At 67.7% G+C, this 17648-nt stretch carries 13 protein-coding genes and 1 pseudogene; 8 read left to right on the forward strand and 6 right to left on the reverse strand.

From position 1 onward, the window contains the following. Positions 1–8 precede the first annotated feature (8 nt). Together LGM56_RS32720 and LGM56_RS32725 are read left to right on the forward strand one after the other, a co-directional pair. Complete coding sequence (locus tag LGM56_RS32720) at positions 9–629, forward strand: TetR/AcrR family transcriptional regulator (protein ID WP_069247011.1); 621 nt, start codon at positions 9–11, stop codon at positions 627–629. A 55-nt stretch (positions 630–684) separates the two neighbouring features. Further along, positions 685–1257, forward strand: a complete 573-nt coding sequence (locus LGM56_RS32725; RefSeq protein ID WP_226207829.1) for a DUF1415 domain-containing protein — start codon at positions 685–687, stop codon at positions 1255–1257. Positions 1258–1310: 53 nt separating this feature from the next. On the opposite strand, the gene LGM56_RS32730 is transcribed toward LGM56_RS32725, so the two are convergent. The 3 genes from LGM56_RS32730 to LGM56_RS32740 all read right to left on the reverse strand — a co-directional run bounded on the left by LGM56_RS32730 (position 1311) and on the right by LGM56_RS32740 (position 4057). Next, positions 1311–2201 carry a class I SAM-dependent methyltransferase gene (locus LGM56_RS32730; RefSeq protein ID WP_226207830.1) on the reverse strand — a complete coding sequence of 297 codons (891 nt, stop codon included), beginning with the start codon at positions 2199–2201 and terminating at the stop codon, positions 1311–1313. 89 nt (positions 2202–2290) lie between these two features. Beyond that, a complete protein-coding gene (locus LGM56_RS32735) occupies positions 2291–3424 on the reverse strand; it encodes a methyltransferase (RefSeq protein ID WP_089494005.1) in 1134 nt (377 codons plus the stop codon). Positions 3425–3562: 138 nt separating this feature from the next. Continuing rightward, positions 3563–4057 carry an LEA type 2 family protein gene (locus LGM56_RS32740; protein ID WP_089494004.1) on the reverse strand — a complete coding sequence of 165 codons (495 nt, stop codon included), beginning with the start codon at positions 4055–4057 and terminating at the stop codon, positions 3563–3565. Between the two features lie 642 nt (positions 4058–4699). Here LGM56_RS32740 and LGM56_RS32745 point away from each other — a divergent pair. Continuing rightward, positions 4700–6868: a M1 family metallopeptidase gene (locus LGM56_RS32745; RefSeq protein WP_226207831.1), complete on the forward strand. Its 2169-nt coding sequence runs from the start codon at positions 4700–4702 to the stop codon at positions 6866–6868. Positions 6869–6991: 123 nt separating this feature from the next. Here the strand turns inward: LGM56_RS32745 and LGM56_RS32750 are convergent, their stop codons facing one another. Then, positions 6992–7912, reverse strand: coding sequence for a LysR family transcriptional regulator (locus LGM56_RS32750; RefSeq protein WP_174935979.1), 921 nt, complete (start codon positions 7910–7912; stop codon positions 6992–6994). 161 nt (positions 7913–8073) lie between these two features. On the opposite strand from LGM56_RS32750, the gene LGM56_RS32755 reads away from it, so the two are divergent. Both LGM56_RS32755 and LGM56_RS32760 read left to right on the forward strand, forming a co-directional pair. Beyond that, on the forward strand, positions 8074–9051 hold the full coding sequence (locus tag LGM56_RS32755) for a quinone oxidoreductase family protein (RefSeq protein WP_226207832.1): 978 nt from the start codon (positions 8074–8076) through the stop codon (positions 9049–9051). Positions 9052–9078: 27 nt separating this feature from the next. Further along, positions 9079–9225, forward strand: a pseudogene (locus tag LGM56_RS32760) (DUF1427 family protein); the annotation flags it as partial. Positions 9226–9252: 27 nt separating this feature from the next. Here LGM56_RS32760 and LGM56_RS32765 read toward each other — a convergent pair. Together LGM56_RS32765 and LGM56_RS32770 are read right to left on the reverse strand one after the other, a co-directional pair. Beyond that, entirely contained in the window at positions 9253–10278 is a 1026-nt protein-coding gene (locus tag LGM56_RS32765; RefSeq protein ID WP_089494000.1) for a transporter, read from the reverse strand. A gap of 201 nt (positions 10279–10479) precedes the next feature. Beyond that, entirely contained in the window at positions 10480–11448 is a 969-nt protein-coding gene (locus tag LGM56_RS32770) for a phage tail protein (RefSeq protein WP_226207834.1), read from the reverse strand. 121 nt (positions 11449–11569) lie between these two features. Between LGM56_RS32770 and LGM56_RS32775 the strand changes: the two genes are divergently transcribed. From LGM56_RS32775 to tagF, 3 genes are all read left to right on the forward strand, one after another. Further along, positions 11570–12415, forward strand: coding sequence for a M15 family metallopeptidase (locus LGM56_RS32775; RefSeq protein ID WP_069247001.1), 846 nt, complete (start codon positions 11570–11572; stop codon positions 12413–12415). A gap of 301 nt (positions 12416–12716) precedes the next feature. After that, the gene (gene tssM / locus LGM56_RS32780; protein WP_226207835.1) at positions 12717–16661 is read left to right on the forward strand and encodes a type VI secretion system membrane subunit TssM; all 3945 of its coding nucleotides are present in this window, start codon (positions 12717–12719) and stop codon (positions 16659–16661) included. Continuing rightward, positions 16658–17647 carry a type VI secretion system-associated protein TagF gene (gene tagF, locus LGM56_RS32785; protein WP_069246999.1) on the forward strand — a complete coding sequence of 330 codons (990 nt, stop codon included), beginning with the start codon at positions 16658–16660 and terminating at the stop codon, positions 17645–17647. Before tssM ends, tagF begins: the two co-directional genes overlap by 4 nt. The last annotated feature ends 1 nt before the right edge of the window (position 17648 follow it).

The following is a 17648-nucleotide window of genomic DNA, read 5'->3' on the forward strand; positions in this document are numbered from 1 at the left end:
GGGTCATCATGTCGGGCATCGAGATCGCCAAACCGCTGCCGCGCCGCACGCGCCGGCCGATCGACGGCGCCACCGCGCAGGAGCACCTGCTGCGCGCCGCCGAGGAGCTGTTTTACAAGGAAGGCGTTCGGACGGTGGGCGTCGAGGCGGTCGTGGAGCGCGCGGGCGTCAACAAGATGAGCCTGTATCGCCAGTTCTCGTCGAAGGACGAGCTGATCCTCGCGTACCTGGAGCGGATGGATGCGTGCTTCTTCGACCGCTTCAACACGAGCGTCGCGAAGCACCCGGGCCAGCCGAAAGCGCAGCTGATCCAGTATTTCGTCGATCTCGCCGAGCGCGCGACGCAGAAGGATTACCGCGGTTGCCCGTTCGTCAACGTCGCGGCCGAATTCCCGGATGCGTCGCACCCGGCGCGCGAGCGCGTCGCGCAGAACAAGGAACAGCTGATGAAGCGGCTCGTCGCGCTATGCGAAGACGCCGGCGCGCGGCAGCCGCAGGCGCTCGCCGACTCGCTCGCGCTGGTGATCGAAGGCATCTACGCGGCAAGCCAGACCTACCGGCACGGCGAAACGCCGATCGGCGTCGCGCCCGCGCTCGTCACGCAGTTGATCGAAGCCGCCTGCGCGTGACGGCGCGCCCGCTACAATGCGGCCCTCGCCGCCCTTCCGCCCGACTGGTTTCACGATGACCGACACCCGCCCCGAATCGCACGACGACATCCTCGCCGCCACGCGGCACTGGCTCGCGCGCGCGGTGATCGGGCTCAATCTGTGCCCGTTCGCGAAAAGCGTCTATGTGAAGGAACAGGTGCGCTACGCGATCAGCGAGGCGACGACGCTGGAAGACGCGCTCGCCGAACTCGAAACGGAACTGCGCGCGCTCGACGCGGCGGACCCGCGGCAGGTCGACACGACGCTCGTGATCTTCCCGCATGCGTTCGCCGATTTCATCGACTACAACGATGCGCTGTTCTTTGCGGACCGGCTGGTGCGGCAACTGCGGCTCGACGGCGTGCTGCAGATCGCGAGCTTCCATCCGGACTACCGGTTCGAGGGCAGCGAGCCCGACGACATCGAGAACTACACGAACCGCGCGCCGTACCCGATCCTGCATCTGCTGCGCGAGGACAGCATCGCACGCGCGGTCGACGCGTTCCCGGACGCGTCCGCGATCTACGAAGAGAATCAGGAAACGCTGCGGCGCCTTGGCCATGACGGCTGGCGCGAATGGATGCGCCGGCCGGGCGACGACGTCTGACGCGACGTGCAACGGACGGCGTGTAACGTGCGACGCGCCCGCCCACGCGCAGGTCAACCGGCGGCCGGTTCGACGACCTCGCCGCCCGCGGCCGCGGCCTCCGGCACGAAGAAGCGTGCGTTCAGCTCGGCCAGCCCGAACATCCCGAGGATCTCGTTCAACCGCTCGCCGGGCCGCCGGCGCGGCAGGTTCTTGTACTGCGCGATGATCAGCTCGTTCTTCATCGAATGCTCCCAGCCGACCAGCTCGGTCACGCTGACCTGGTAGCCGTGCGCTTCGAGCTGCAGGCAGCGCAGCACGTTGGTGATCTGGCTGCCGAATTCGCGCGTATGCAGCGGATGCCGCCACACTTCCGTCAGCGCGTTCGCGAGCGACTTGCCCTTGTTCTTGCGCAGCACGCCCGCGACTTCCGCCTGGCAGCACGGCACCAGCACGATGTGTTGCGCGCGCTTCGCGAGCGCGAAGCGGATCGCGTCGTCGGTCGCCGTGTCGCACGCGTGCAGCGCGGTGACGACGTCGACCGTTTCAGGCAGTTTCGGCGACGTGATCGAATCGGCGACCGACAGGTTCAGGAACGACATGCCGCCGAACCCGAGCCGCGCGGCAAGCTCGGTCGAGCGCGTGACGAGCTCCTCGCGGGTCTCGATCCCGTACACGTGCGACGCGAACGCCGGCGTGCCGTGCCCCGGCTGCTGCTTGAAGAACAGGTCGTACAGGATGAAGCCGAGATACGACTTGCCGGCGCCGTGATCGACGAGCGTCACGCTGCCACGCTCGGCCTGCACGCCGGCAAGCAGCGGCTCGATGAACTGGAACAGGTGATAGACCTGCTTCAGCTTGCGGCGGCTGTCCTGGTTCAGCTTCCCGTCGCGGGTGAGGATGTGCAGTTCCTTCAGCAGCTCGACGGACTGCTCCGGGCGGATTTCGTGGGTCTTGTTCGACATCGTGATGCGGCGCCGGGCCACGGTCGGTCGACCACGGCCCGGCGGCGGGAATTCGTGAGGAATGGCGACAGTTTACCGAAAATGCGCGGTCAGGCTCGTGCGCCGAGCCGCCAGAGCGACGTGACCTCGGCCTGGCGTGCCGCGTGCAGCGGATCGTCGGCGTCCATCGCCTTCGGATGCGCGGGACGGATATCGTCGCGACCGAGCACGACGAGGCCGGCTTCGTCGATCCATTGCAGCAGCGTGTCGCGCGGCCGCAGGCCGAGATGCTCGGCGAAATCGGACAGGATCAGCCAGCCTTCGCCGCCCGGCTCGAGGTGCGCGGCGAGCCCCGCGAGGAAACCGCGCAGCATGCGGCTGTCCGGATCGTAGACCGCGTATTCGATCGGCGCGCTCGGCCGGGCCGGCACCCACGGCGGGTTGCAGACCACGAGCGGCGCACGGCCGGCCGGAAACAGATCCGCCTCGACGACTTCGACGCGATCCGCGTGACCCAGCCGCTCGACGTTCTCGCGCGCACAGGCGAGCGCGCGCGGATCCTGGTCGGTCGCGACGACACGCTCGACGCCGCGCGACGCCAGCACGGCCGCCAGCACGCCGGTGCCGGCGCCGATATCGAACGCGAGCGACGTCGCCGGCAGCGGCGCGCGCGCGACGAGTTCGACGTATTCGCCGCGCACCGGCGAGAACACGCCGTAGTGCGGGTGGATCGGCGCGCCGCCGAGCGCCGGGATCGGCACCCCTTTCTTGCGCCATTCGTGCGCGCCGACGAGGCCGAGCAGTTCGCGCAGCGACACGACCGACGGCGCGCCGCCGGGCCCGTATGCCTCCTCGCATGCGGCACGCACGTCGGGCGCGCGGCGCAACGGAATCGTGTAGTCGGCATCGAGCGGGATCAGCAGCATGCCGAGCGTGCGGGCGCGCTGCGACTGCGCGAGGCGATGCAGGTTGAACGCGTCGACGCCGGCCGCGGCTTTCGCCTTCTTCGGCTTGCGCTCGACACGGCGCGCCATCGCCTGCACGAGCTGGCGCGCATTCTGGAAATCGCCCTGCCAGACGAGCGCGGTGCCCTCGCAGGCGAGACGGTAGGCCGCGTCGGCGGTGAGGCGGTCGTCGGCAGGCACCGCGCGCTTGGGCGGTTGCACGCCGGCTTCGGAGCGCCAGCGCACGGCATGATCGGCGCCGTCGGCGTCGGTCCAGTGGAAAACGGGGAAATCGGTCACGCGAACTCGGTTACGGTTGGCTTCAACGGGCGGCGCGACGGTATGGCGGGCGCCGCGCGGCTCACACCATACCGCGCTTTGCCCGCGCGGCAAAGCGCGGGGGCCGGCCCTTGCCGCGCGCCGCCGGTTTCGCCGGGTTCAGCCGCCCCACCCCGGCATCGCCGGCAGGCGCAACGTGCCGGCATCGTTGAAGTGCACGGTGCCGAGCACGCCGCCCGCGAGCCGGCCGCGCAACGCATACGGCAGCTCGCCGTTCGCGGCCGCGCCGGGCAGGTTCCACGCCTGCCGCGCGGCGGCGAAGGCCGACACGGAAACCGGCACGTCGAGCACGGCCTCGCCGAAGCGCGGCACGGTGCCCGAGCGATCGCTGACGCCGCTCGCGAACGGCGTGCCGTTCAGGTCGAGCGCGACCGAAATGCCGTCGTAGTCGATCGGCGCGTCGTTCGGGTTCTGCACACGCAGCTTCAGGCTGAAACGCATCTCGAGGCCTTGCCCGACGAGCGGGTCGAGCCCGGCGACCGTCACGCGCACCGGGTCGCGCGTCAGCCCCGCGCAGCCGCCGAGCAGGAGCACGGCGGCGAACAGCAGCAGCACGGCGCGCAGCGGCGCGATACGGAACAGGGTGCGTGGCATGGGAGAACCTCCTCGCGGCAATCGGTGAGCTTGTCGTCGCTGCATTGTACCGAGCACGCCCCGGTACGCCGGGTTTCGTAGTTTTCGCAGCCACGCGAGATCGTTAATAGATTAAAACTACGAAAATAACATCCGGACGGAAAGCGCATTAATGCTTCCCAGCATTCAATGAAGCACGGCGAATTCAATAGATGCAATTTCTAAATTTTTCGTTTCCTTTACCTAAAACCATCAAGTATATTTACGCATCCTTCGAGCAAGCCGACAAACCTTGAAGCCGCATGACGGTGATTTTACGGAACGGCGACACGCCTTCCTGCCATCCTGCGACGAGGCCCGGCCAGCCCCGTAGGTCGTCTGTTCAAAGGGGAAAGCACGCCTGCCCAGGGCGTGCGGCTCCGTGTCGTGCGCGCGAAATCAATTCAGTACAACACGCGCCGGCCATTTTGAACCGGCAAGTTAACCGACATCCGGAAATCCAGAGGGGGCAGTAAACCATGATTACCTTCACGTAGTCGGCCGCCGTCTTTTCGAATAATCCGTCATTGGCATTTTCATCGCTGTTGATTAACGGCGAGGGGATTGTCTTTGCCGGCGTTTTCGCAGCACTGAACGATTCTTTCAACAATCGAGGTTTCAGTCATGTCGATCAACATTCGCAAGATGCGTTATCTGCCGATCGTCGCCGCGCTCGCGCTAGCCGGGTGCGGCGGCGACGACGGCGGCGTGGGCTCGGCGTCCGCGCTCAGCTCCGCCGGCGCGCCGCACTCGAGCTCGTCGCCCACCGTCACCGCGCCGCCGAGCGCATCCAATGTCGACAAGAGCGTCTCGCCTGTCGAGTTGCCGGACACCGTGGTACCCGTGAACTACCGGCTGTGGTTCCGCCCGAACGACGCGCTGAACGCGTTCGACGGCCGTGCCGACGTCGAGATCAAGGTGCTGAAGCCGGTCAACAACATCGTGATCGCCGGCCACCGGATCAAGTTCACGAACGGCCGCATCACGCTGCAGCCGGGCAACATCCAGCTGATCGCGACGCCGCAGGACAAGGGCGACTTCTACCAGCTGCGCCCCGTGAGCGGCACGATCTCGCCGGGCAACTATTCGCTGCACATGGAATGGTCGGGCATCATCAACTTCAAGTCGTATGACGATCCGGTCGCAAAGACCGGCGGCAGCTGCGGCGACGATCCGTATCCGGGCTGCTCGGCCGCGGAAGGCATCTTCCGCGTCGACCTGAAGGGCACCGACGGCAAGACGAGCGGCGCGATCCTCACGCAAGGCGAAACCAACCTGTCGCGCCAGTGGTTCCCCGGCTGGGACGAGCCGGCATTCCGCCCGACCTATGAAGTGACGGCCGAAGTGCCGCAAAGCTGGCGGGTCGTGTCGAATGCGGCCGAGAAGCCGGCGACCAACGTCGGCGGCGGCTACAAGCTCGTGCAGTTCGAGAAGACCCCGCCGATGCCGTCGTACCTGCTGTTCTTCGGCGGCGGCCTGTTCGACACCTACGAGGACGACTTCTCGAGCCCGCTGCCGGGCGGCAAGGGCGGCCTGCACCTGCGCGTGTTCACGCCGCCGGGCATGAGCGACTGGGCGAAGCCGGCGATGGACCGCACCAAGCAGGCGCTCGACTTCTACTACCGCTACACGGGCATCGCGCTGCCGCTGACGAAGTTCGACACGGTGGCCGCGAACGACGCGTTCAAGGAGCAGAAGGACCTGAACTTCGGCGGGATGGAGAACTGGGGATCGATCCTCGAGTTCGCCGACGACATCCTGCCGCAGCCGGGCCAGCCGATGTCGCACTACGGCAACGAGGTGCTGACGCACGAAGTCGCGCACCAGTGGTTCGGCGATCTGGTCACGACCGACTGGTGGGACAACGTGTGGCTCAACGAGTCGTTCGCGACGTTCTTCGAGACGAAGACGACGATCCAGTTCTTCCCCAACGAGTTCAGCTGGCTCGACCAGGTGAAGAACAAGTACCGCGTGATCAATCGTGACATCGGCCCGAACGCGTTCCCGGTCGCACCGAACTTCAACGGCTGGGCGTCGAACGACTTCGTGCTGAGCGCCAGCGCGTTCACGTACGACAAGGGCGGCCACGTGCTGAAGACGCTCGAGAACTATCTCGGCGAACAGACGCTGCGCAAGGGTCTGCAGCAGTACCTGGTCGACTACTCGTTCGGCAACGGTACGCCGAAGCGTCTGTGGGATGCGCTGTCGAAGGAAAGCGGCCAGGCGATCGGCGCGATCGGCGACAGCTACGTCCGCCAGACCGGCGTGCCGCTGATCTCGCTCGACACGCAGTGCGACCTGACGAAGAACCAGACGGTCATCACGCTGAAACAGCAGCCGTTCCCGAACAAGAACGCGTATCCGGGCCTGCAATGGACGGTGCCGATCACGCTCGCGTACGGCCAGGGTCTCGCGAAACGCACGACGCTCGCGCTGAAGGACACGCAGACGCAAACGCGCGTCGACGGCTGCACGGGCGTGGTCGCCGACCCGAGCGGGCTCGACTACTACGTCGTGAACTACAGCGACGCGGCCTGGAGCGGGCTGCTCACGCAAGTCAACGGCTCGACCGATCCGGTCCTGCTCGCGAACCTGAAGAGCGAGGCCGCACTGCTCGTCGCGAACAACCTCGCACCGGCCTCGCGCTCGACGTCGATCGGCTCGGTCGCTTCGCCGGCCGCGATGAAGCTGCGCCAGACGCCGACCTTCGGCGGCCTCGAGCCGGTGACGAAGGAACGCCCGGCACTGCACTACCAGGGCATCTTCAAGCCGCGCAAGGTAGTGACGCAGTAACGGTGCGCATCCGGCCGGCGCCGCGCAGTTTGCGGCTGCCGGCCGGCGTGCCGGTTTCTCCGACCTTTGACGGGCCTCGCTTGCGAGGCCCTTTTTTCTTTCGGCACGGGCGCTCGGCCGCCGTCATGCCCACGCGGCGTCCCATGCCGGCTGCGCGAACCACGTCGCGAGAAACGCAACGAGCCGCGACGCGCGCGCGGTGCCTCGCGCCTGCTGGCGCAATACGTGGATCGTCGCCGGCTCGGGCGCGGCCGCGAACTCCGGCAGCACCGCGCGCAAGCGTCCGTCGCGCAGCGCGTCGCCCGCGAGCCAGGTCGGCAGGTGCGCGAGGCCGAGCCCGTCGATCGCGGCTTCGAGCAACGCTTCCGAATGATTGCTGCGAAACCGCGGCTGCGCCGGCACGTGGCGGCGCTCGCCGAAGCGCCATGCGCCCGGCGGCGGCGCGCCGTGCCAGGCGAGGCAGTCGTGACCGGCGAGCGCGTCGGGCGACTCGGGCTCGCCGCGCCGCGCGAGATACGCCGCGCTCGCGCACAGCACGCGCCGCTGCGGCGCGAGCACGGTCGCGACGAAGCGCGTGTCCTCGAGCGGGCCGATGCGCACCGCGAGATCGACGTCGGAGCCGAGCCGCGCGCCTTGCAGGTCGACCATGCTGTCGGTCAGCACCAGGTCGACCTGCAGCGCCGGATGACGCTGCATGAAGGCAGCCAGCGCGGCCATCAGGTGCCGGCGGCCGAACGGCGCCGGACAGTCGACGCGCAGCAGCCCGCTCGGCTCGTCGTGCTGGCTGTGCAGGTCTTCCTGCAGGCCGCGCAGCTCGGCCAGCATCCGCGTCGCGCGCCCGTACAGCAACTGCCCGGCCTCGGTCGGCCGCAGCGCATGCGTGGTGCGATGCAGGAGGCGGATGCCGAGCTGCGTCTCGAGCCGGTCGATCCGCCGCGTGACCGACGACGCGGCGACACCCAGCCGGCGCGCGGCCGCCGAGAAGCTCTGCTGGTCGACCACGTCGACGAACAGCGCCAGATGCGGGGAAAGAAAGTCGTCCATTCGGTGCCTTCGAAATTGGCTATGCGTTCAACGCAAAGCAATCATCCGCCTTTGCGCGTTTCCACGTCAAACCGGGCCGACTAGACTGCATGCATCCTTTCCACTCGCTGCACGCACCGCCCCATCGGGCCGCGCGACAGCCATCCGCCACGGAGATCATCATGCGCAGCATCCGCTTCGACGCCCCCGCCGCCGACATCGAGTCGCTCGACGCGCGCGTCAGGAAAATCGACCCGCCCGTCCCGGCCGACGGCCAGATGCTGATCGAGGTGCGCGCGGCCGGCGTGAACCCGAGCGACGTGAAGGCCGCGCTCGGCCGCATGCCGCACGCGGTATGGCCGCGCACGCCCGGGCGCGACTGGGCCGGCATCGTGCGCAGCGGCCCGGACGGCTGGATCGGCGCGCCGGTGTGGGGCTCGGGCGGCGATCTCGGCGTGCATCGCGACGGCTCGCACGCGGAATGGCTCGTGCTCGACGCGGCCCTCGTGCGCCGCAAGCCCGCCGTGCTGACGCTCGACGAAGCGGCCGGCGTCGGCGTGCCGTTCGTCACCGCGTACGAAGGCTTGCGCCGCGCCGGCATGCCGACGGCCGGCGACGTCGTGCTCGTGTTCGGTGCGAACGGGAAGGTCGGCCAGGCGGCGATCCAGCTCGCGAGCGCGCACGGCGCGACCGTGATCGGCGTCGAGCGCAGCGCCGGCGGCTATCGCGGCCACGCATCGGGCGACGTGCACATGATCGACGCGTCGAAAGAACCGGTGGCCGACGCGGTACGCGCGGCAACCGGCGGCCACGGCGCGGACATCGTCTACAACACGGTGGGCAGCCCGTACTTCGAAGCGGCGAACGCGTCGATGGCGATCGGCGCGCGGCAGATCTTCATCTCGACGATCGACCGCAGCGTGCCGTTCGACATCTTCGCGTTCTATCGCGGCCAGCACACGTTCGTGGGCGTCGATTCACTGCAGCTCGGCGGCGCCACGGTCGCGCAGATCCTCGACACGCTCGCGCCCGGCTTCGGCAACGGCACGCTGCGCCCGTTCCCGATCGGCGACGACTACGTATACCCGCTCGAGCACGCACACGACGCGTATCGCGCGGTGCTGGCCGGTGCGCGCGAGCGCGTCATCCTCAAGCCCTGACGCCGGACCACACGGGAGACTGCCATGATGGATTACGTGACTTCGCTCGCGGTGGGCCTCGGCGTCGGCGTGGTGTACGCGCTGCTGCACGTGCGCTCGCCCGCCCCGCCGCTCGTCGCGCTCGTGGGCCTGCTCGGGATGGTGATCGGCGAACGCGCGATCGCGCTGCTGCGCTGACGTGTCGATGCGGCGCCGGTGGTGCTAGCGGTCGTTGCGCCGGCGGAACGCCCACCACGCGGCGAGCGCAGTGAAACCCGCGACGAGCAGCACCATCAGCCAGAAGCCGTGCTTGTTCTCCGAGAACGGCACGCCGCCGACGTTCATCCCGAAGAAGCCGGCGACGATGTTGATCGGCAGCGCGATCACGGTCACGAGCGTCAGCGTGAACAGCGTCCGGTTGTTCTGCTCGTCGAGACGCGAACCGATCTCTTCCTGCAACAGCTTGATCCGCTCGTTGAGCCCGGCCAGATCGGCCAGCACCAGCGAGAACTCTTCAGTGGATTCGCGCAGCTCCTGCACGTCTTCCAGATGCAGCCACGCGGGCGGCTTCGCGAGCAGCCGGAAGATCGACCCGGGCTCGGGCGCGAGCATGCGCTGCAGGCGCGTCAGCGTGCGGCGCATCGCGCCGAGCTCGATGCGGCTCGACGTGAGCCGCTGCGACAGGAAGCGATCCTCGATGCGGTCGACGTCGACGCTCGTGCGCCGCATGATCTGGATCAGCAGGTCGGCCTGGTCGCGCAGCAGGTGCACGAGCAGTTCCGCGGGCGACCTGAACTGCTCGCCGTCGCGCACGCATGCGCGCAGCGTGTCGACCGAGCGCAGCGGCTTGAGCCGCGCGGTGACCATGATGCGCCGCTCGACGTGGACGAACAGCGTCGCGATCTCCGACGGCGTCAGTTCGAGGTTGAACATCACGTCGTTGACGATCGCGCGCAGCGCGCTGTCTTCCTGCTCGATGCGCGTCGAGCGCGAGCCTTCGTGGAGGAATTCGAAGAAGCTGTCGGGCAGCCCGAGATGCGTGCGCATCCAGCGCTCGCTCGCGCCGTGCGCGAGATTGAAGTGCAGCCAGACGAAATCGTCCGACGCGGCATCGTGCTCGCGGCACGTGCGCAGCCACCCGGCCGCCGCGTCCGCATCGAGCGTCGCGCCGGAGCCGCCGGGAACGAAGCGGAATCCGCACACCATGCCGGACGTATCGGCGCCGTAAGTCTGAACGATCAGGTCCATCGTGTCGAAGGTCGTGCGGCGCGCCGCGCAAAGCGGATCGCGCGCCCGCGCCGGAAAAGGAAAGGAGACGTATGCCCGACGGGCATGACGCGCCGGTGACAGCGTCACGCCGCATCATACCGCCCGGTTCCGCGCCCCCCAAAAGCAACGCGCCGCCCAACGGGCGGCGCAGGTGCGGCGAGTCGACACGCGCGGGACGCGTTACTGCCGCGTCTCCGACTGCGCGGCGCTCGGGCACGCGGGGTCCTTGCCCCAGTGGCCATCGCAGACGCGCCAGCGGCACAGTTGATCCTCGAAGAAACCACGCTCCGAACACTCCTTCACGCGCGACGCCAGCGAGCCGGTCGTCGCGGCCGTCTTGGTCGGCACGGCCTGCGCCTTCTGCGCGGCGAGCTTCTTGTCGGCCGGCTTCGTGCGCGCGACGAGCGCCGCGAGCAGGTCCGCATCCGGATCGTCCTTGCCGGCAGCCTTCGCGGTACGGGCCGGCGTCGCGTCGCGATGCTTCTTCGCCTGCGCGAGCTCGGCCTGCTGTTCCTTGTGACGCTTGCGGGCCTCGGCTTTCGTGTCGGCCTTCGTATCGGCCTTGCCGTGCGCGGCGACCTTCGCGCCCTTCGCTGCGTCGGCCTTGGCTGCGTCGGCCTTCGCGGTTTTGGTCGTCGCGGCAGCGGCGGCGGCCGCACCGGCCGTGGCCGCACCCGACGCGTCGTCGGCGCCATTGGCGAGCGCACGCGACAGGCGGCTGTTGTCCGCGGCGGACGCGGACGATGCGGATGCAACGGTTCGGGAAGCCGCGTCGTCGTTGACGATCGTGGCCGGTTGCGCGGCGGATGCGGCGGACGCGGCATTCTGCGCGACCTGCACGGCGGCATCGCTGGCCGCCGCGGCCTTCGCCGGCGCGGCGGCTGTCGGCGCAGCCTCGGCCGTGACGGCGGGGGCGTGCTCGCCCGCATGCTGCATGCGCCATGCGCCCCAGCCACCGACGGCGACCACCAAGGCCACGACGGCGGCGATCGGCGCCTTCAGCGAACGGCGCGGCGGCTCGGCCGGCGGCGTGACACGTCCTTCCAGATTCGCGAGAATGCGCGACTGCTGAGCTCCGTCGCCTGCCGGTTTGGTATCGGACAGCAGGCTGGGCGGAGATTTCGAATTTGAATTTTCCGGCGCACTCATTCAGCGTCTCATTGAATCCTGGTTTAATTCACCGCGATAATATAGCCCGGCCTCTCGAAGCAGCCTGATTCTAAGAGCAAGCATTGCAAAACACAATCAATTCCAATTTCCGGGGATTTCTTTGATTGCCGTCGCACTCGTCGCCTATTTCGCCCTCGCCGTCGCGGTTGCGGCACTGTTGCTTTTACCGGGTATCCGCGCGACCGTATTCGAATCCGTCGCCCAGTTTCACGGCCGTCTAACGCGCCGCGCGAACGATCGCGCCTCGCGTACGCGAAGTCAGATTGTTAAATCGGCAAGCGCTACGCGCGGTGCTTTAAACGACGTGCAAAATTTACTGGTTCGCCGGCGCTTGATGATTATGGTATCGGCAGGTATTCTTGCGACGCCGCCATTGGTCGCCATTGCGTTACGCGGCCGGCAATTGTTCCAGTACGACGACACGGCGCGCGTGCCCGACGAGAAGATCGCCGCGCTGCTGCAGGGCGAACAGCTCGTGCCGCCCCCGCCGCTGCCGCCGGAAGTCTTCGCCACCAAGGAAGTCGAACAGGTGCGCCCGGCGCTGAAGGATGCGAGCCGCGACTGGAACCTGCTGGATCCGGATTTCCGTACGCGTTTGCTGCTGGTCTACAAGATCATGCACGAACAATATGGTTATGAAATGGCGTTGCTGGAAGGTTACCGGAGCCCGGAACGGCAGAACCGGCTGGCGCAGATGGGCACCAACGTGACCAACGCGGCCGCCTTCCAGAGTTATCACCAATTCGGGCTGGCGGCCGACAACGCATTCCTGCGCGACGGCAAGCTGGTCATCTCCGAGAAAGATCCGTGGGCGATGCGCGGCTACCAGTTGTATGGCCAGGTCGCCGAACAGGTTGGCCTGACCTGGGGGGGCCGCTGGAAAATGATGGATCTCGGGCACGTGGAATACCATAAACCCGGTTTTAAACTGGGACGCGGCAGCTAGCCAGGGCTGCCGGACAGGAAATAATGAGGGCGGCATGGGGCTTTTTAATATCCCGGCAGGAAACGATATGGGCGGCGCAAAAAATCATGCATTCCGGTGCGCGATTTTTTCCGGCCGCCGCTTCCGTTTTAAATCTCACAGCGTCCTTTCGTTAATGCGCGCGCCTTCTCCGATGCCGCGGGCGCATTGATGCCAGCCCCCTTCATCCCGTTTGACAGCATGGCGACACATCGCGGCGCCACCCTTGCCGCTCGGCGCGCCTGCGTCGCCTCATCGAATCGCACCGGAACCTGAACGTCCTATGCAACGCATCCTCAACGTGCTGACTCATCCGCGTACGCTCTCGATCGTCGGGATCGTCGCGCTAGCGGCCATCCTCTTCATCGTCGCCGACATGCTGCAGCTGCCGCTCCTATGGGCGGCGATCGCCTTCGCGGCGATCCTCGCGCTGTGGCTCGTCGTCGCGCTGTGGCGCCGCTGGCGCGTGAAGCGCGCGAACCAGCAGCTCGGCCAGGTGCTGGAAGAGCAGGCGGAAACCGGCAAGATCGCCGCGCCCGCCGCCGCCGCGCTCGCCTCCGACGCGAAGACGGCCGACCTCGACGTGCTGCGCACGCGCCTGTCGGACGCGGTGAAGACGATCAAGACGTCGAAGATCGGCCAGGTGTCGGGCGGCTCCGCCCTGTACGAACTGCCGTGGTACATCGTGATCGGCAACCCGGCCGCGGGCAAGAGCAGCGCCGTGCTCAATTCCGGCCTGCAGTTCCCGTTCGCGGACAAGAACAGCGCCGTGATCCACGGCATCGGCGGTACGCGTAACTGCGACTGGTTCTTCACGACCGAGGGGATCCTGCTCGATACGGCCGGCCGCTATTCGGTGCATGAAGAAGACCGCAGCGAGTGGCTCGGCTTCCTCGGCCTGCTCAAGCGCTACCGCCCGAAAGCGCCGATCAACGGCATCATCGTCACCGCGAGCATCGCCGAACTCACCGGCAACCGCCCCGAATTCGCGATCAACCTCGCGAAAAACCTCCGCCAGCGCGTTCAGGAGCTGACGGAGAAGCTCGAAGTGTTCGCGCCGGTCTACGTGATGTTCACGAAGGCCGACCTGATCACCGGCTTCACCGAATTCTTCAGCAGCAGCGACAAGCACGAGTACGACCGCGTGTGGGGCGCCACCCTGCCCTACGAACCCGACGACAAGCGTGACGTCGTCGCGCAGTTCGACACGCACTTCGAGGAACTCTACGAAGGGCTGAAGGAGATCAGCGTCGCGCAGCTGTCGCTGTCGCGCGGCAACCAGCTGTCGCCGGGCCAGCTGAGCTTCCCGCTCGAATTCTCGACGATCAAGCCGTCGCTGCGCGCGTTCCTCGCGACGCTGTTCGAGAACAACCCGTTCCAGTACAAGCCGATCTTCCGCGGCTTCTACTTCACCAGCGCGCTGCAGGAAGGCGAAACCAACAGCGCGGCCGCGCAGCGCATCGCGCATCGCTTCGGCCTCGACGGCGCCGCGCTACCGAAGCCGCACAGCGCGTTCTCGAAGAACGGCTTCTTCCTGCGCGACCTGTTCTCGAAGGTGATCTTCGCGGACCGCCAGACGGTGCGGCAGTTCGCCAGCCCGACCAAGACGCGGCTGCGCTACGCGACCTTCTTCGGCTTCGTCGCGGCGCTCGCGCTCGCGCTCGGCGGCTGGACCTGGTCGACGATCGGCAACCAGCAGCTCGTCGCGAACGTGCAGGCCGACCTCGACAACGTCACGCGCCTGCAGCAGGGCCGCAATGACCTGCAGTCGCGCCTGCAGGCGATGGACATCCTCGAGGACCGGATCGAGCAACTCGAGCAGTTCCGCCGCGACAAGCCGATTTCTGTGTCGCTCGGCCTGTACCAGGGCGACCGTCTCGAGCAGCACCTGCTGACCGAGTACTACAACGGCGTGCGGCAGATCCTGCTGGCCCCGGTGTCGCAGAACCTCGCGTCGTTCATGAAGGACGTGAACGCGCACCCCGAACAGCTCGTGCCGATGACGCGCCCGCCCGAATCGGGCGCCGTGCAGGGCGGCACGATGCCGGTCTCGACGAACGCGGCGGGCGCCGCGCCGCAGGCCGGTGCCGCACTGGCCGCGTCTGGCGCCGCGCCGGCCGCAGCGCAGCAGCCGGCCGCACCGCAGGGCGGCCTCTACAGCGATGCGTCGCCGACCAACGTGCAGGACGCATACAACGCGCTCAAGACGTACCTGATGCTGTCCGACAAGCGTCACGTCGAGCAGGCGCACCTGACCGACCAGCTCGCCCGCTTCTGGCGCGGCTGGCTCGAGACGAATCGCGGCAACATGCCGCGTGACGAGATGATCAAGAGCGCGGAACGCATGATCTCGTTCTACCTGGCCCGCGTGAACGACGACAACTGGCCGATGATCGACGCGAACCTCGCGCTCGTCGACCAGACCCGCGAGAACCTGCGCCACGTCGTGCGCGGGATGCCGGCCCGCCAGCGCGTCTATGAGGAAATCAAGGCACGCGCGTCGACCCGCTTCGCGCCGATGACCATCGCGCGCATCGTCGGCGACGGCAACCAGGGGCTCGTGGCCGGCAGCTACGCGATTCCGGGCACGTTCACGCGCGAAGCGTGGTTCGACTACGTGCAGCCGGCGATCCGCGACGCGGCGACCAAGGAACTGCAGGCGAAGGACTGGGTGCTGAACACGTCGACGCAGGACGACCTGACGCTCGAGGGCAGCCCCGAGCAGATCCAGAAGACGCTGGTCGGCATGTACAAGACCGAGTACGCACAGCACTGGCAGAAGTTCATGCAGGGCATCGCGGTGCAGGGCTTCAGCAGCTTCGGCCAGGCCGTCGACGGGATGAACCGCCTCGGCGACCCGCAGGATTCGCCGATCCGCAAGATCCTCGAGACCGCGTACGACCAGACCTCGTGGGACAACCCGTCGCTCGCGAACGTGACGATCAAGAAGGCACAGACGGGCGTCGTGAACTGGGTCAAGCAACTGTTCTCGCGCTCGCCGGCCGGCCAGGTGGCGGCCGCCAACATCGACATCAACGGCAATCCGGCCGAGGTGCCGATGGGTCCGATCGGCCAGGAGTTCATCGGGCTCGCGCGGATCGTCGCGTTGCATGACGGCACGTCGATGCTCAAGGGCTACATGGAATCGCTGTCGAAGGTCCGCACGCGCTTCAACGTGATCAAGAACCAGGGCGACCCGGGCCCGGGCGCACGCCAGCTGATGCAGCAGACGCTCGACGGCAACGGTTCGGAACTCGCCGATTCGCTGAAGCTCGTCGACGAGCAGATGCTGACGGGCCTCACCGATTCGCAACGCAAGTCGCTGCGTCCGCTGCTGGTGCGGCCGCTGATGCAGGCGTTCGCGGTCGTGATCCAGCCGGCCAGCGCCGAAGTCAACAAGGTGTGGAACGCGCAGGTCTACCAGCCGTTCCAGAACTCGCTCGCGACGAAGTACCCGTTCGCGGCGAGCGCGAAGGTCGAGGCCGGCGCCGGTGAAATCGCGCAGGTGTTCGGTCCGGACGGTTCGATCGCGAAGTTCGTCGGCACGACGCTCGGGCCGCTCGCGGTGCGCCGCGGCGACACCCTCGCCGCCCGCACGTGGGGCGACATGGGCATCGGCCTCACGCCGGACTTCACGAACGGCTTCGCACGCTGGGTCGCGCCGCTCGCCGGCGGTGCGGCAGGCAGCGCCGCCGCGTCGTCCGAGCCGCAGACCGTGTTCCAGATCCTGCCGCAGCCGAGCACGGGCACGACGGAATATACGATCGCGATCGACGGCCAGCAGCTGCGCTACCGCAACACGCCGCCGCAGTGGACCAACTTCGTGTGGCCGAACCCGCAGGGCTCGCCGGGCGCGACGCTGTCCGCGACGACCTTCGACGGCCGCACGGTGCAGCTCGTCAACGAGCCGGGCCGCTACGGTCTCGAGAAGCTGATCAACTCGGCGCAGCGCAAACGCCGTCCGGACGGCACCTTCGACCTGACGTGGGCGCAAGGCAGCGTGAACGTGTCGGTGACGATGCGCATCATCAGCACGTCGCAACCGTCCGGCGGCGGCGGTGACCAGCCGCAGCAGCAGAGCCTGCGTGGCCTGCAGCTGCCGTCGTCGGTCGCCGACGCGAGCGCGGGCGCCGCGCAGAACGCAACCCAGACCGCCGGCACGGGCACGCCGGCCGCAGCGCCGGCCGTCGCGGCCGCCAACGCAACGCATGCCCAGGGGGCGCAATGACGCAAACCGTACAGGCGCAGATCGCCTACTTCGGCAAGATTCCGTCGCGCGGCGACTTCGTGAAGAGCCCGCACAACCCGCAGTTGCTGCAGACGCTCGATCGCTGGATCGCGCAGGCGCTCGAGCTGCTTGCGGAAGATCCGCGCTGGAAGCTCGTCTACGAGGATGCGAAGCCGATGCATTTCGCGTTCCTCGGCTCGCGCAGCAAGCTCGCGATCGCGGGCCACATGGTCGCGAGCCACGACGTGTCGATGCGCCGCTTCCCATTCCTCGGCGCGACCGCGCTCGAGGTCGACCGGCCGCTCGCGTTCCTCGCGCGCAGCCCGCTCGCGTTCGCGCGGCTGTGGTCGCGCGTCGCCACGCAGATCCCGCCGCTGCTCGGCAAGGACGAGCCGCCCGGCGCGCTGCAGGCGCTCGGCGACACGCAGGTGCCGATCGACATCGGCGGCCCCGGCACGTCGCATGACGGCACCTTCAACGATTTCGTCGAGCACCAGACGCTGCACGGCCTCCAGGAAATGCTGCTGGAAAGCGGTCATCCGGTGCGGCTGCGCGGCGCGATGCTCGCGCTCGGCTCGCTGCTGCGGCCGGTGATGCAGAGCGGCTCGTCGCACATCGAGCGCGGCCTCACGCTGCCGCTGCCGGTCGATCCGTTCTACCGCAGCCTCGTCGCCGCGTTCTGGCTCGAACTGATCGCGCCGTTCGTCGCGCAGGCCGACTTCGAGCTCGCGATCTTCATCGGCACGATCGCCGAGCGCGAACGGCTCATCATCGGCTTCAACGGCGCGTCGGCGAAGACGCTGCTGAGCGTCGTCGACCCGCAGACCTACGCCGCCCACAACATCGACATCGACGATCCCGAGTGGATCGACGCCCATGCGCAAAACGATCACCAGATCAGCAAGCTCGTCAGCTACCTCGACCAACCGCAACTCTCGCTGCGTGTCGCCATCGACGCGTTCCGCGAAGCGTTCATCGGAGGCTGAC

This window comes from Burkholderia sp. AU38729 (genome assembly GCF_020419725.1).
Taxonomy (GTDB): domain Bacteria; phylum Pseudomonadota; class Gammaproteobacteria; order Burkholderiales; family Burkholderiaceae; genus Burkholderia.